Genomic DNA, 16,317 nt, shown 5'->3' on the forward strand with positions numbered 1-16,317 from the left:
ATCATCAATCAAGCTGTAATTGTCTGATTGGCTCGCATTCTTATACGGCCGACAGACTTTTCGAATATTAGGAGCAATAATGAAACTTGCAAGTTATAACAACGGTCGTCGTGATGGCCAACTTATGTTAGTAAGCAAAGATTTAACTAAAGCTGTCGCGGTACCTGCTATTGCTCACACTATGCAGCAACTACTTGACGCGTGGGATTTATTAAACCCGCAATTACAAGAATTATATGAAGCGTTGAATGCTGGCCAAATGGACAATGCGATTGCATTTGACGAAAGCAAATGTTTATCACCATTACCACGCGCTTATCAGTGGGCTGATGGCAGTGCTTACGTGAATCATGTTGAGTTAGTGCGTAAAGCACGCGGCGCTGAAATGCCAGAAACATTCTGGACAGATCCATTAGTCTACCAAGGTGGTTCAGACAGCTTTATCGCTCCTAAAGCCGATATCGAAATGGCCAGTGAAGAGTATGGTATCGATTTCGAGTCAGAAGTTGCTATCATCACTGATGATGTTGCCATGGGTGTAAGCAGTGAAAACGCCGCTAAGCATATTAAATTATTGATGTTAGTTAACGACGTATCTTTACGTAACCTTATTCCTGGTGAGCTAGCTAAAGGCTTTGGCTTCTTCCAGTCTAAACCGTCAAGTGCTTTTTCTCCTGTGGCCATTACTCCTGATGAATTAGGTGATAAATGGCAAGACAGCAAGGTTCATTTGCCATTAGTGACGCATTTAAACAGTGAATTATTTGGTCGCCCAAATGCTGGCGTGGACATGACATTTGATTTTAGTCAGCTAGTGTCTCATGTTGCGAAAACACGTCCTTTGGGAGCAGGTGCTATTATCGGTTCAGGTACTATTTCTAATTATGACCGTAGTGCCGGTTCAAGCTGTTTAGCTGAAAAACGTATGCTTGAAATTATTGCCGATGGCAAAGCAAGCACGCCGTTTATGCGTTTTGGTGACACTGTTCGTATCGAGATGTTTGACGATAACAATGTCAGCATTTTTGGTTCAATTGACCAAAAAGTTGTTGAGTACAAAGGTTAATTCATTATCAATTAAGATGATATTTAGGCAATAACAGACCATGTTATTGCCTTTTTTATAGGGAAAATAAGATGAAATTGTATGGATATTGGCGTTCTAGTGCCGCATACCGAGTTCGCATAGCACTTAATCTTAAGCAATTAAGCGCAGAACATATTTCAGTGCATTTAGTTAATAATGGTGGTGAGCAACATTCAGAGGCATTTCATCAACTCAATCCCCAACACTTAGTACCTGCGTTAGTTGATAGCAACGAACAAGGCGAGTTTAGCCTGACCCAGTCTTTGGCGATTATTGAATACCTTGACGAAAAATACCCACAAATTAATTTACTACCGACTAATTTAGAAGATAAGGCGGTGGTGCGCGCTATGTCGCAAGCTATTGCCTGTGAAATCCATCCACTCGACAACCTGCGGGTATTACAATATCTAGTCAAAGAAATGGGCGTAGATGAAACCCAGAAAATGACCTGGTATCATCATTGGGTTCATGTTGGTTTTAGCGCATTAGAAGCACAACTTGAACGTTTTTCTGGCCAATTTTGTTTTGGCGACAAGGTCACTCTGGCTGACATTTGTCTGGTGCCACAGGTTTATAATGCCGAGCGCTTTAAGGTGCCTATGGATGCTTACCCAAACATTGTGCGTGTATGGCAGAACTGCAATCAACTTGATGCCTTTATTCAAGCTGCGCCAGAACAACAAGCTGACGCGAGTTAATGCCTAATGCCTTCGCCACACAGTATTGTAAAACTAGCCGTTGATAATCCCAGTCTAGAACACTCAGTACCGTTATCTGAGCTAGCTAAATTAAATCAGTGGTTTGAGCAAGATGCAATGCGAATGCAGGCTTTAACTGTTTGTGCGCAAGTGTTTGCCAAACTCAATATAGCCGACTGGGCTATTGCCGCTGGTTTTGTACGTGACTTTGTTTGGGATAAACTGCACGGTTGTTCAATCAGTGAGTTAAGCGAGTTAAATGATATCGATGTCATTTACTATTGCGAAAAAAACATCACCCAAGCTCAAGACAAGCACATTCAGCAAATACTGTTAAGCTTGATGCCGCTAAATTGGTCGGTTAAAAATCAAGCCAGAATGCATATTCGTAATCAAGACCCACAATATCATTCATGTCTCGATGCAATGGGGTATTGGCCTGAAAAACAAACTGCGATAGCGGTTAAGCTGAATGGGGTTAAAGTGAACCCGCAGCATGCCAGTTATAGCGTTAATGTGAAAACTGGCTCTTGCATTAGCGCCAACACATTGGAATTTATCCATGCCTTTGAATTAGCATGTTTATTTAATTTTAGTCTGAGCCATAACCCAAAGCGCTCATCAAGTATATTTGAACAGCGTGTCATCCAGAAAAAGTGGCTTGAACGCTATCCAAAATTAATACTGCAGCCAACGGCTAAAACCAACGGCTAAAACATAGAACATCACGCCATAAGTACTCAGAAATAGCATTGAGCCATTTACATATCTCAAGTAATGGCGTGTATCTTTAATGGCTGATAACTTGCTAAACACGGATCAATCCGCTATTTTACTGTTAATATATACAGTGTTTTGAGTGTTGAATGATTTTATACATTGCAGAAAAACCCAGTCTAGGCCGAGCCATTGCTGATGTATTGCCTAAACCGCATAAAAAAGGTGAGGGCTTTATTACCGCAGCCAACGGCGATTGTGTGTCCTGGTGTATTGGTCATTTGCTCGAGCAAGCTGAACCTGATGCCTATGATGCAGCGTTTAAATCATGGAAACTCGAGCATTTACCGATTATTCCGCAAACCTGGCAATTAAAACCCAAACCTAAAACTCGCAGCCAATTAACCGTGTTACGTAAATTGGTTAAGCAAGCATCGTCGATAATCAATGCTGGCGATCCCGACCGCGAGGGTCAGCTTTTAGTCGATGAAGTGATTTCTTACCTGGGCGTAAAGGGTGACAAGCTTATTCAAGTTCAGCGACTATTAATTAGCGACTTAAACCCGCAAGCGGTTAAAAGGGCATTAGGGCAATTGCGCAGTAATCGAGACTTTATTCCATTATCCACCTCAGCATTAGCCCGCAGCCGTGCAGATTGGTTATATGGCATGAACATGACACGAGCTTATACCATTCAAGGTAAAAAGGTCGGTTATCAAGGTGTGTTGTCAGTGGGCAGGGTGCAAACCCCCTTACTTGGGTTAGTGGTGCGCCGTGATGATGAGATTGCCGATTTTAAGCCCAAGTCTTTTTATGAGGTGGTGGCACATTTAGTTACCGATCAACAACAAACCTTTAGTGCTAAATGGCAACCTAGCGAAGCTTGCCAGCCTTATATGGATGAAGACGGCCGGGTATTAGCCAAAGGCTTGGCCGAAAATGTGGTTAAGCGTATTCATGGTCAACCCGCAGAAGTCACCAAACTTGAGGCGAAAGATAAACGCCAAAACCCGCCATTACCTTACAGTTTATCGGCACTGCAAATCGATGCAGCAAAGCGCTTTGGGCTATCGGCAAAAGAGGTGTTAGATACCTGTCAAAGCTTGTACGAGCGGCATAAATTGATTACTTATCCACGTTCAGACAGCCGCTATTTACCCAAAGATCAACATAGCTTGGCTCCTAAAGTATTGGATGCGGTACTTAATGGTGCGGCCGGATTAGTTGACGGTTGCGACGTGCCTAATGCCAAGCTTAAATCTAAGGCGTGGGACGACAGTAAAGTCGATGCTCACCATGCCATAGTGCCTACAGAGAAAGTGGCTAATTTATCATCGTTATCCAGTAATGAGGCCAAGTTATATCAGCATATTGCGCGCCAATATCTAGCCCAGTTTTACCCAGCTTATATTTATGCAGAAACCACAGTTGAAGTCACTATTGCTGGTGGTCTGTTTGCCACTAAAGCACGTCAAGACAAAAACTTAGGTTGGAAGCAACTGTTTAAACGGGTAGCTACAGCAAGTCATACCCATACTCATTCAAACAACAGTGAAGACGATAACGACGATGCGGTGCAGTCGTTGCCACCATTGGTTAAAGGGCAAATACTGCAATGTGAGCGCGGCGAGTTATTAGAAAAAATGACTCAGGCACCAAAGCATTTTACCGACGCCACCTTATTAGGTGCTATGACCGGAATTAGTCGTTATGTCACCAATAGCGACATTAAGAAAATCCTCAAGGAAACCGATGGTCTTGGCACCGAAGCGACTCGCGCTGGGATTATTGAATTGTTATTTAAGCGTGGTTACTTAGTTCGCCAGGGTAAGTCGATATTGGCTACGCCTGTGGGAACGGGCTTAATCCGCAGTTTACCAGAATCAGCAACTACTCCAGATATGACCGCATTATGGGAAAATAGCTTGGATGCCATAAGTCAAAAACGGCTTAAGTACGATGCGTTTATGCAGCCATTATTGAGTCAATTAGAAGGTTTAATCAGCCAAGCATCTAGTCAATTACCATCAGCGTTGCAAGGCGTTGCTAGCCCTCATAAGGGCGCGAAAAGGCCCTTTAAGAAAAAAGCTATTGCAAGTACTAGATCAAGCTTCAAATCAACCACTACACCAAGGACTAAAGCACAAACTAAGCGCTAAATTACTCACAGGATTGAATTTCCCTCAAGATAAATGGCTCAAGCTCACTACAGAGTTTACCCATTTAATGGGTTGGATATGGTGGATGGAAATCACTTTTTCTGAATGAAATCAGTTAATTTAGCCAATCAGCTTACATAAATTCATGTCATATTGCCTTTCAGGCAGTGATCTCATCTTGCTTGAGTGTCCGCGAAAGTGGACTATCTTATTGTTTTATAATGATGGATCTGATTTATTGGTCCTATACATTGGGTAATTATAAACTTTCAACTTAAATGCCTACGTATAAAGCGTAAAAGGTTTAAAATAATCAGGCTTATCTTCACCAAGCTCCTACACGTTTAGGTCTTCCATAAATGTAAAAATATCATCATTGTCATTAAGTTTTAAATACACATTTAATTCATTATCTTTCGCATACGATTGAACGCTTAGCAAAACAGAATTAAACTCATTTTCGTGTAATTTATTACTACAATTTACATTATTTTTCAGTGTGGCTGGTTGCAAGATTCTGTATATAAAGAATTTTGTATAAAAAGTGCTGTAAAGATAATGCTTTGATGTGCGCTTGGTGCTTTCCCCTGCGTTAGTTGATTGATGCACTAACGCTGGGGCTTCTGTAATGTATTAGTTAAGGGGGGTTAGTTAAGCTGCTTAGCTTCAATGATGGCGGTAAGCTCTGTGGGCCAGAGGGGGACTTGCTGAGCCAGTTGGTCTTTACCCGCTTGTGTTATTTGCTCTTGAGTCTGTTCAACTTTGGTGTTGACTGTGTCTTTCACCAGTTTCTCAGCAAAAATCTGCGGTGAACCGCCAGTGAGTAGCATCACCGCCATCTGGTTATTCTCAGCATTCCACACAAAGCCAGCTTTGTCGGCAATATCAGGAATTGGGCTGTGGTTAGAAATCACATAATACAAGGGGCCTTGTTGTTGGATTTCATCTGCCGTTGCCAGTATTTTCATGGCATTGCCATATTGTGGCCCTAAAATCGCCTGCATTCTGTCTTTGACCATGGGCTGCTCAAACAGGCCGACATCGTTAGGGTCTAATCCAACTAAAGGCTTCATTAATGCCCACATCATTTGCCCTTGTGGTGACAACAGCAGCAGTGGCATTGCACAGGCATTTAATAAAAAAACTAACCATATAAGGTGGAGCTTGTTGCGGATTAAGCGTGTGTTACCCAAGATGGCAACTCCTAGTTATTACCCGCAAATTCGGGCAAAGGAGTGTAGTCATTTTTTGTACAAAAAACGAGTGCTTCATAGCAAAAATATCACTATTTTTAGTGTAATGGGGCATTTTACTCAATGAATAGGTAGTTTCGTTTCGCGGACCAAAATTTCTATTATTTGATACGAGGCGGTGCAGTCGTTGCCACTATTAGTAAAAGGTCAAATACAGCAATGTGATCGCGGCGAGTTATTAGAAAAAATGACCCAGGCGCCAAAGAATTTTACTGATGCCACCTTATTATTGGTTGCTATGACAGGTATTAGTCACTATTTATTAAACGGTGAAATTAACAAAATTCTTAAAGAAACTGATGGCCTTGGCACCGAAGCGACTCGAGCAGGGATTATTGAATTGTTGTTTAAGCGTGGTTATTTAGTTTGCCAGGGTAAATCGATATTGGCCACCCGAGTGGGAACTGGTTTAATCCGCAATTTGCCAGAATCAGCAACTACTTCTGATATGACCGCATTATGGGAAAACAGCTTGGATGCCATCAGTCAAAAACGGCTTAGGTATGATTCGTTTATGCAGCCATTATTGAGCCAATTAGATAACCTCAATAGCCAACATCTAGCCAGCTTCCATCAGTACTAAAAGGCTTAGCTAGCAGTGCACCGAAACGCAGCTTTAAAAAAACGTATAAAAAGAAAGCTAAAACGAAAGGCTAATAAGAAGGCGGCAAGCTGTGGCAGGGGAACTTTGGTCTGACGATAAGGTGCTGTTTACTGTCAGGCGTATGTACCCCCATTGCTTACTTGATAGTTATCAAGCTGTTCTGCTGTGTTGAATTGAACTTATGTCTCATGCTGTGGCTATTGAGACCATATTTGTAAAGCTATAGGTTGAATCTGTTCGTTTGGAAAATAATAATAGGTGTTGATAATTCAAAACGAAAGGGGTTATGTTGTTATTTCAAAAAAGGTGACGAGTTAATTTTGTCGCATGTTAATTTTTGGGAATTAAAAAATTTTTCTGATCGCTTTAAATGTTAAAAGCCATTTGGTAAACACTTTATATAATCCTTGTCAGCTATTTTTGTACTTTCGTACTGGTAATTACCACTTCTCTACTATGCTATACCTACAGGATAGGATTTCTATTCGATTTCATTATTTAAGTAAAAGATACTTTCTCTAAGTGCATCAAAATTTGTATTATTAATGTTGAAATGCTTCAACATCAGGTGGTAGTTAGATGTCTAATACGTATAAAAAAATGGGTTGTTTTATTATATTTCTGGCATCTATTTGTTTTAGTCTTGCTGCCTATTCTCAGGATACGTTAAGTGTATTGGCATGGCCTGGGTATGCAGATCCAGATTTAGTTAACATTTTTGAACAGCGTCATCAGGTTAAGGTCGATGTCACCTTGGTCGAATCTGATGACATTATGTGGAAGCGGTTAAATGAAAGTAATGGGGATAAATTTGATGTGTTTGCTGTCAATACTGCCCAATTGCAACGCTATATTGATAAGGGCATTAGCATCCCCTTAACATTATCTAATATCCCAAATAGTCAAAAACAATTACCCCGTTTTAGTGATCTTTCTTCAATACCGGGTCTGATCCGAAACGGCAAAGTATACGCCATTCCCTACACTTATTCAGAAATGGGCCTTATTTATGATCTAAATGAGTTTAGCCAGCCTCCTGATTCTTTTTCGGTAATGTGGGATAAGCGTTATCAAGGTCGAGTATTGATGTATGCGGGCAGTGAGCATAATTTTTCATTTGCCGCGTTATCGCTTGGTTTAAAAAATCCTTTTCAGATCCCCAATTCAGAGTTTGGCTTAGTCACCAAACAAGTTATTGCTTTGCGTCGAAATATTTTGACTTATTATGAGAAGCCGGAAGACGCGACGCTGCTATTCAACGAAAATCATATTGCATTAATGTTCGCAAATTATGGTTCTCAACAAGTCAAAATGCTCAAAGAAACTCGAGCTAATATTGGCTATGTGATCCCCAAGGAAGGTGCTTTAGCCTGGTTGGATTGTTGGTCTGTTACTCGTGATGCCAAAAATAAAAAATTAGCGGAAGATTGGATTAATTTCCTATTGGAACAAAAGGTGAGTCATGCTCTATCAGAAAGACAAGGCTTAGCAAATACGCTTGAAGAACCTGAAGGGTTAACAGGATCAGATAAACTCATCTGGTTGGAGCGGGTCGAAAATATGGATAAACGTAAATTGCTATGGGATAGAATTATCTCTGGCGACGTGCAGGAAGAATTTTAATGGCTGCGGTGTCATCAAATAATCAGCCTGTTAAGTTTGGTATTGCGATTAAACTTACCATCCTGCTGTCACTGTTTGGGATTTTAGCCAGTGCTTCTACAGGATATTTCACCTTTAATGCCACCCGCGACATCCTATCGGACAAAGCGACGCAAGGAATGATTGATGCCACAAAACTTCTTGGCCGACGTTTTTATTCGATGGCTAATGAGGCCGCTAACCAAACAAGAGTTCTGGCAAACACAAAGTTAGTAAACGACTCTTTTGGTCATGATAACGCCTCGGTGATAGCCCGAGAATCTTTGTCAGATAATTTCAAAAGTTTGTTGTCGGTTTACCCTGAATATTTTCAAGTTAGATTAATTGGCGCGCAAGAGTATGGACGCGAAATGGTTAGGGTTGATAGGGATGAAGGCCAACTAGTTGTGATCCCTCAAACCCATCTACAAGAAAAACAACATTATCCTTATGTCTATAAAACCTTAAAACTGAATAAAAGCGAAGTTTTCTTTTCGAAAATATTCATTAACCATGAACAGGGCGCTCATGCTGGATTAGGCCAACCTACATTGCAGGTCGCATCGCCTGTTATTGATAACAAAGGTAAAGCCATGGGGGTGATTGTTATTAATGTCGACTTGAATTTGATGTTTAGTATATTGAAATCAGATATGTCTGAAGAGTATCAACTGTATTTGACTAATGAGACAGGCGATTTTCTTATTCATCCAAATAGACTAAAAACCTTTGGTTTTGATCGTGGACGACAATTTTTAGTGCAAGAGACCTTTGAGCCGGTTGATCAAATTATTAGTTCTGGCTCACAAGCCGTCACGGTTCGCCAAACGCTAGGTGTTGATAATATTGAAAGTATCGGTGGGTTCACCAGTATTCCTTTTGGTCAATATTCCGGTAATCGTTTCGTTATTATTGGTTTAACTGTGCCGATTGATTTTGCTTTATCTGAAACGAACATTTTGACAGAAACGGTTCTGCGGGTTGTTCTAGGATTGAGTTTTCTTGGTATTCTTATTTCGCTTATAGTGGCGAGAATATTTGTGCGTCCCTTGAAGAATTTGGTGTCGGTTGTGCGTCGTTTTAGTCAGACAAATCAGGTGACTCGACTCACCAATTATAAGCAAGATGAACTAGGGCTGCTCGCAAATACTATCGTCAGTATGCAAGAAGGTATTTTAACCCATTTAAATAGTCTTAATGACCAAAATACGCAACTAAATCATGAAATTCACGAGCGAGAAAAAATTGAAGCTTATGATAAATTCCATACACGTACATTAGAGTTATTGGCCCAGAATAAAAATTTAGATGATATTCTGGAATCGATCGTATTAGGTTTCGAGGATCTAAAAGGAAAATTTATTTGCAGCATTCTGTTGATTGATAAAAACGGCAAAAAATTTGTTAGGGGGATTGCACCAAATTTGCCTGATTTTTATAACAAAGCGCTTGAAGGGCTTGAAATTGGCATAGGTGTTGGCTCTTGTGGTACAGCAGCGTTCACTAAAGAACGGGTTATTGTTGAAGACATTCAGACACACCCTTTTTGGAATGATTATAAAGTATTAGCAGCGCAGGCAAACTTAGCTTCATGCTGGTCTCAGCCTATCATCTCTTCAACAGGCTTAATATTGGGTACTTTTGCAATGTATTGTCGTGAAGTGGCAACACCTTCTGCAGATGATATCGAACTCATTAAGAGAACGGCTCGATTAACCAGTGTGTCAATTGAACGAAAGTATGCAGAAGATGAAGTTCATAATCTTGCTTTTTTTGACTCATTGACCCTGCTTCCTAATCGGCGCTTATTACTCGACCGTTTAAATCAGGAACTCGTGGCAAGAGTCAATAGCAAAAAGCAAGCCGCTCTTTTATTTATTGATTTGGATAAATTCAAGGCGCTCAATGACTCATTAGGCCATGATATGGGTGACCTATTATTACAACAGGTCGCGAGTCGAATCAAAGCTTGTGTAAGAGAGAGTGATACAGTGTCTCGTTTAGGTGGTGATGAGTTTGTTGTCATGCTTAAAGGGCTCAGCGAACAAGTGATAACCGCTGTCGCAGAAGCGGACCTTGTCGGCAAAAAAATTCTACATTCATTGTCTGAAACCTACCAACTGGCTTCTCATCAATACCTTATAACCCCTAGTATTGGTGTTACATTATTGGGTGCAGACCATCAAAATGCTGATGAAGTATTTAAGCAAGCTGATATTGCTATGTATCAGTCTAAAAAAACAGGTGGCTGTGCGCTATTTTTCTATGACCCCGACATGCAAGCCCAGCTTATTTTGCGTATTCGTATTGAAACCGAATTACGCGAAGCCATTAGCAAGGGAAAACAATTTGAACTTTATTATCAACCTCAGATTAACTCATTAGGTATTGTAACGGGAGCTGAAGCGCTAATTCGTTGGAATACTGTGGACCGAGGTATTGTGTCACCTTTCGAGTTTATTGCTATTGCGGAAGAGTCAGGTTTGATTTTACCCTTGGGGAATTGGGTTTTAGAAACAGCCTGCCAGCAACTTGCAAGTTGGGCGTTAGAACCGAAATCAGCTCATTTGACCTTGGCTGTAAATATTAGTGCAAGACAAATGGGCGTTCCTGCATTTGTTGAGAATGTATTAACTATCGTGAGTCATGCGAATATTAACCCTGAGAAACTTAAGCTAGAGATTACAGAAAGCATCTTATTGGAAAATATGGAAGATACCATTACAAAAATGACAGCCCTTAAGGCACGGGGTATCAAATTTTCTATCGACGATTTTGGTACCGGATATTCGTCTTTGCAATACTTAAAACGCTTACCTTTGGATCAGCTTAAGATTGACCAATCATTTATTCAAGATATTGAAAATGATCCCAATGATAGGGCAATTGTGCGGACGATTATAGCTATGGCAAATAGTCTAAATTTAGAGGTGATCGCTGAAGGCGTTGAAACAGAAAAACAGAAAGAACTACTGACTAATACGGGGTGCTTAAACTACCAAGGATATTTATTTAGTAAACCTTTGCCTTTGAAAATGTTTAACCAGTATCTGACAAAGCATTAAGTCTATTCTACAAACCCATGGGGCCAGAATCTTACAGCATGGCCTGCTACTGTTATTTGCTTTATTGACATCACGTCGTTCCGCTTTACTTAAATAGCATTTTTCATAATGGTGATAGAGAGCAGTCATCGCTTCATTAGCCACATCATTGACGATCCTGTTAGCTTCTCTTTTTAAGAGTATCTCGTTAGACGCTCAGCCGGGTACTTTTGAATATGCGTTTGTGCATATTATTGATCACCATCTTGATTTTTCTGGCTTTGATGCAGGGTCTCAAAGGTGAGGAATCTATAAATAAGTCAGTCGAAAAGTAAAAAAAAAGGTAAACCAATGGGGGTTTACCTGTATACTGGAAGGGTTTAAAACTTAATATGATGGGTTAAATATCAATTATTAAACGGAATAAAAGTACAAAGAGTGTGTAGAACGAGGTCATCTTACCCATTGATACTTAACTCATACTTAACTCATACTTAATTAGAAATGAAGTGCGTGTTAATCAGTATTTAATGGCTAATAGTATAATCACTCTTGTATTTATGACTATCAGTCGGGTAATGTTATCAGCGTAAGCAATGGCCACGATTAAGGCTAATCAACTTATCTAAAATATGTTCACCATCAATACGAATACCGTTGTGCTCAAATTCAGACGTTAACCAATACTTTAAATTACCGACTTGTTTGGCTGTTTCTAAGCTGTATTGCATTTCTACATACATGTCTTCGCTATAAATAGCAGCAGCAATAGGAACCGAGTTATTTGCAAGTTGATGTAAATCATATAGCTTAGACCAATCATTTTTGCTGGCGATTATTTCTGCAGCAGCAGCTAGTGGCTTTAACGCATCAAATTGATTGAACATCCACGGGTAAATCATCTCGCCAGTAAACAGTAGTGGTTTATTCGGCTGATACTGGAACTCAGGATAATTATCACGCACCCTATGTGCTGCCCATTTTGATGCGGTTTGTTGGCAATAAATAGATTCATGCAATAGGGCAAATATCGGGTTGGTGTTGTAATCTAAAAACTGACTAAATTGATGTAAAAAGAGTGGATTAACATCAATGCCATGGCTGGTTTCAATTAAGGCTTGTTCTAGCAAATAATAAACCGCTTCAGGGCCTTGTTCCATGCCGAAATTAATCCCCAGTAGCTGGAACATTTCTACGGTGAGCTGCTCACCCGTTGCTAAGTAGACTTTATGCTCATACAAATATTGGGCGATATGGTCTACTAAGGTTCTAGCGTCAGTAAAACGGGTGAAGAAGTCAGCATTTTTAGCCAACACACGTTGATAAGTGGCTTGGTAAACTTCATCTGCACTGCGTGTTAGGGAGGGAATACCGCCTGTGATATAGGCTTCTTTAACGCCCTGTGGTGCTGCCGATAAGTAATGCAGCACGCAAAAACCGCCAAAGCTTTGGCCTAAAATGCTCCATGGCTGGTTTGCCGATAATTTAGTGCGGATAAACTCTGCGTCACGAATGATATTGTCGGCGCGAAAATGACTTAAATACTCTGCTAGTTGGTTAGCCGTTAAATGACTTAACGATACGGCACTAACAGGTGTAGAAAGTCCAGTACCACGTTGATCGAGTAACAATACACGGTATTCTTGTAATGCGCGTTTTATCCAACCACTATTGGTGACAGGCCGAGCGGCACCGAAACCTGGACCACCCTGAAAAAATACTAAATAAGGGAGCGCTTTATGTTGATTTGCGACACTGACGATTTCACGGGCAAAGACTGAAATTTGCTGGCTTGAGCTGGACAGATAGTCCAAAGGCACTGAAAAGGTGTGTTTTTGAACAACAATGTCTTTTAAGGTTTGTGAAATAATCATATGAGCTTATCGTTATTAATTTGAGTGTGATTGTATGTGCCTGCTTGTTTTATCACAATCAATCCGACTAATTAAATTTAAGTAAATTGCTATCAAGATCAAGTTAGCAAAAGCAAAATTAAACAATAATGATACCTTAGAATAGGCATTTTGGAGAGTTTAGATGAAATATCAAATCATACCGGTTACCCCGTTTCAGCAAAATTGTAGTGTGATTTGGTGTGAAATTAGCTTAAAAGCCGCGGTTGTAGATCCCGGTGGCGATATTGAACGAATTTTAATGGCAGTGAACAAGCTGGGACTAACAATTGAAAAAGTGCTGTTAACCCATGGTCATATCGATCATGTTGGCGGCGCAAAGAAACTTGCCAGCCAATTAAACGTGCCCATTATTGGCCCACATATAGCTGACCAGTTTTGGTTGCAAGGACTTGTTAAACAAAGTCAAAATTTTGGTTTTCCGCTTGTTGAAGCCTTTGAGCCGGATCAGTATCTGAATCACGCAGATGTGGTTCGCGTCGGTGAACAGTCTTTATCGGTATTACATTGCCCTGGGCATACTCCGGGACATATAGTGTTTTATTCCAAAGTTTCAGGATTGGCTTGGGTTGGGGATGTGCTCTTTAGACGATCGATTGGCCGTACAGACTTTCCGCAATCTAATCATCAAGATTTAGTCAGCTCAATTACCCAAAAACTATGGCCTTTGGGTAGCCATGTTAGTTTTATTCCTGGCCACGGCCCTATGTCTACCTTTGCAGAAGAACGTGAACATAATCCATTTGTTGCCGATCAATTACTCAGTTAGTTTTCACTAGTACAGGCTAAGTTAGTCGCTTGGCTAAAGGCTCAGTTATAGATCCAGCTATAGGTGTTCATAACGCATTCTCCAAACTAGATAAAACGACATTACATACTTTTATACATCTTCATGCTTTTCATACTTAGCGTACAGTGTTAGGTTTAATGTACATAGCACTGTAGTTCGAGTTCTGAATGCGCCAACACTTGGTTGATTTATTAGATGTTTGGCAAGCTGATTATCAAGATGATTGGGTTGTTGCCATCCTTACACATGTACAAGGTTCTTCGTATCGAAAACCCGGAGCTATCATGTTTTTTCACCCGCTAGGGAAAACATTAGGAATGCTCAGTGGGGGCTGCTTAGAAGCCGATTTACGCCGACATGCACAGCGCGCTATTCAAACCCAGCAAGTTGTGCAATTAACCTATGATGCCACTGACGAGTCAGACACTAGCTATCAATTAGGTTGCGGTGGAATTGTCAATATTATGATGTTACCGATCAATTCATCAAATCAGTATTTAGGCCTGCAAAAGCTCTATTTTGATTTAAATAGCGGTAAAGCAGGTGAGTTTCAAATCGATATAGCCAAACAGGACACACCTTCAAATAAGGTCAGTGGTAAATGGCAGATTAAATCTAAAAATCTACAGGTTGAAAAAACGACTTTTATCCGATCCGTTAAGGGAAGCGAAAGCGTCAGCTCAGACGATGCTCAAACTCATCATATAGAAGGGCAGTTGATTATTCCTATTACTCCGCCAATTCATCTTGGTATTTTTGGCGGCGGATTAGATGCACAACCTATTGCACAAATGGCCGCTATTTTAGGCTGGCAAGTGACTATTTTTGATGAACGCACTGCCTATGCTCGTCAATACGATTTTCCCAGCGCCAACATAATGAAAATGCCGTTTGATGGTGTTAATGATGAGGTGTATCAAACTTTGGACGCCGCCTTTGTAATGACCCACAACCTTACTCTTGATGCTAAGGCGCTTAACCAACTGGTTAAGTTTAATTTAGGGTACATTTCCTTATTGGGGCCAAACCATAGGCGTGATAAAACGCTTAATATAGCCCAATTGAATATTAATGATTTTAGTGGCTATTTTTCAGCCCCAGCAGGGCTAGCATTGGGCGGTGAGTTACCTAGTTCGGTAGGATTAAGTATGTTGGCACAATGCCATGGGATATTACATAACAGCCAGTTAATTAGCTTAGACAAAGTGATGCGTTAATGTCACTCATCAAAATACCCAATCCAAACCAACAGGATGACAAATCACTCGTTGCGGTCATTTTAGCCGCAGGTAGCAGCAGTCGATTTGAAGGTGTTAAACAAATCGCGCAAATTAATGCGAGTCATTCCATACTGGTCTCGACAATTGAGGCCGTTAACGCCGCGCAGCAGGCATTTAATCATGTCGACGTTAATAGAAACAGTGCAGAGCAAGCCAATATTATCCGTCAAAGTGCATTTACACTGGCGAAAGTGGCAGTGGTATTGGGCGCAAATCAACAGCAAATATTGGACGATAAATTATCGTCTATTATGCTTAACCAGGTGGAAGTGGTGGTTAATCAACAGTGGCAACAAGGTTTGTCCACCTCGATACACAGTGCGGTTCATTATGCGCTTGAACAACAAGCTTGCGGATTAATGTTGATATTAGCTGACCAGGTCGCATTAACTCGTCAACACTACCTGACCTTATTGCAATCTTTTGCCATGCATAATCAGACAGTCTGTGCTTTTTATCAGCAAAGTGTGGGCGTGCCAGCTATATTTTTACCAGATGATTTTGAACTATTGTTAGGGCTAACTGGTGACAGTGGCGCTAAAAAAATATTAAAAAAACGACAACAATCACATCGCTTAGTGGCAATAGATTTACCGCAAGCGAGCATAGATATTGATACCCGAGCCGATCTATCAAGATTTTTGGCAAACAAGGAGTGAGTGATGACAATTCCAACCCAAACCCTATTAGTTAATGGTAAAAACTTTACCATAGAAGCAGACCCTAATATGCCAGTTCTGTGGGCATTACGCGATATTATAGGCTTAACCGGCACCAAATTTGGATGTGGTTCAGGGCTTTGTGGTGCATGCACCATTCATGTTGATGGTGCGCCAATGCGTGGTTGTTTAACTAGTCTTAAACAAGTTAGCGGTAAGCAAGTGACGACTATTGAAGGTGTCGAAGCTGACAAGCTAAAAGCCAAATGGGCTGAACATAATGTGCCACAATGTGGCTACTGCCAAGCGGGGCAAATTATGTCTGCTGCCGCATTAATTGCACAAAATCCTAAACCAACAGATAGCCAAATTGATCAAGCTATGTCAGGCAATTTATGCCGTTGTGGTACATATCCACGTATTAAAGCTGCCATAAAAGCGACTACAACTGACAGTGCGGGGGCGTAAT

General features: G+C 40.7%; 13 protein-coding genes. 11 read left to right on the forward strand and 2 right to left on the reverse strand.

Annotated elements, in window-relative coordinates; genetic code table 11:
* Nucleotides 1-79: 79 nt before the first annotated feature.
* From FJ709_RS07765 to FJ709_RS07780, 4 genes are all read left to right on the forward strand, one after another.
* Entirely contained in the window at nucleotides 80-1,066 is a 987-nt protein-coding gene (locus FJ709_RS07765) for a fumarylacetoacetate hydrolase family protein (protein WP_226415152.1), read from the forward strand.
* A gap of 71 nt (nucleotides 1,067-1,137) precedes the next feature.
* Complete coding sequence (gene maiA / locus FJ709_RS07770; RefSeq protein ID WP_226415154.1) at nucleotides 1,138-1,788, forward strand: maleylacetoacetate isomerase; 651 nt, start codon at nucleotides 1,138-1,140, stop codon at nucleotides 1,786-1,788.
* 6 nt (nucleotides 1,789-1,794) lie between these two features.
* Nucleotides 1,795-2,502, forward strand: coding sequence for a nucleotidyltransferase family protein (locus tag FJ709_RS07775; RefSeq protein ID WP_226415156.1), 708 nt, complete (start codon nucleotides 1,795-1,797; stop codon nucleotides 2,500-2,502).
* 152 nt (nucleotides 2,503-2,654) lie between these two features.
* Nucleotides 2,655-4,664 (forward strand): DNA topoisomerase III, encoded by a 2,010-nt coding sequence (locus FJ709_RS07780; protein ID WP_226415158.1) that lies wholly within the window; start codon nucleotides 2,655-2,657, stop codon nucleotides 4,662-4,664.
* A 647-nt stretch (nucleotides 4,665-5,311) separates the two neighbouring features.
* Here the strand turns inward: FJ709_RS07780 and FJ709_RS07785 are convergent.
* Entirely contained in the window at nucleotides 5,312-5,857 is a 546-nt protein-coding gene (locus FJ709_RS07785) for a hypothetical protein (RefSeq protein WP_226415160.1), read from the reverse strand.
* A gap of 187 nt (nucleotides 5,858-6,044) precedes the next feature.
* On the opposite strand from FJ709_RS07785, the gene FJ709_RS07790 reads away from it, so the two are divergent.
* The 3 genes from FJ709_RS07790 (at nucleotide 6,045) to FJ709_RS07800 (ending at nucleotide 11,227) form a co-directional block, all read left to right on the forward strand.
* Nucleotides 6,045-6,500: a DNA topoisomerase gene (locus FJ709_RS07790; protein WP_404830021.1), complete on the forward strand. Its 456-nt coding sequence runs from the start codon at nucleotides 6,045-6,047 to the stop codon at nucleotides 6,498-6,500.
* 600 nt (nucleotides 6,501-7,100) lie between these two features.
* On the forward strand, nucleotides 7,101-8,144 hold the full coding sequence (locus tag FJ709_RS07795) for an extracellular solute-binding protein (RefSeq protein ID WP_226415162.1): 1,044 nt from the start codon (nucleotides 7,101-7,103) through the stop codon (nucleotides 8,142-8,144).
* Nucleotides 8,144-11,227, forward strand: coding sequence for an EAL domain-containing protein (locus tag FJ709_RS07800; RefSeq protein ID WP_226415164.1), 3,084 nt, complete (start codon nucleotides 8,144-8,146; stop codon nucleotides 11,225-11,227). Before FJ709_RS07795 ends, FJ709_RS07800 begins: the two co-directional genes overlap by 1 nt.
* Before the next feature lie 563 nt (nucleotides 11,228-11,790).
* Here FJ709_RS07800 and FJ709_RS07805 read toward each other — a convergent pair.
* Entirely contained in the window at nucleotides 11,791-13,080 is a 1,290-nt protein-coding gene (locus FJ709_RS07805; protein WP_226415166.1) for an alpha/beta fold hydrolase, read from the reverse strand.
* 163 nt (nucleotides 13,081-13,243) lie between these two features.
* Here FJ709_RS07805 and FJ709_RS07810 point away from each other — a divergent pair, with 163 nt between their 5' ends.
* From FJ709_RS07810 to FJ709_RS07825, 4 genes are all read left to right on the forward strand, one after another.
* Nucleotides 13,244-13,888: an MBL fold metallo-hydrolase gene (locus FJ709_RS07810; RefSeq protein WP_226415168.1), complete on the forward strand. Its 645-nt coding sequence runs from the start codon at nucleotides 13,244-13,246 to the stop codon at nucleotides 13,886-13,888.
* 188 nt (nucleotides 13,889-14,076) lie between these two features.
* Nucleotides 14,077-15,126, forward strand: a complete 1,050-nt coding sequence (locus FJ709_RS07815; protein ID WP_226415170.1) for an XdhC family protein — start codon at nucleotides 14,077-14,079, stop codon at nucleotides 15,124-15,126.
* The gene (locus FJ709_RS07820; RefSeq protein WP_226415173.1) at nucleotides 15,126-15,848 is read left to right on the forward strand and encodes a nucleotidyltransferase family protein; all 723 of its coding nucleotides are present in this window, start codon (nucleotides 15,126-15,128) and stop codon (nucleotides 15,846-15,848) included. The genes FJ709_RS07815 and FJ709_RS07820 overlap by 1 nt, the downstream gene beginning before the upstream one ends.
* 3 nt (nucleotides 15,849-15,851) lie before the next feature.
* Complete coding sequence (locus FJ709_RS07825; protein WP_226415175.1) at nucleotides 15,852-16,316, forward strand: (2Fe-2S)-binding protein; 465 nt, start codon at nucleotides 15,852-15,854, stop codon at nucleotides 16,314-16,316.
* The last annotated feature ends 1 nt before the right edge of the window (nucleotide 16,317 follow it).

Origin of the sequence: Shewanella glacialimarina (assembly GCF_020511155.1) — a bacterium.
GTDB lineage: Bacteria > Pseudomonadota > Gammaproteobacteria > Enterobacterales > Shewanellaceae > Shewanella > Shewanella glacialimarina.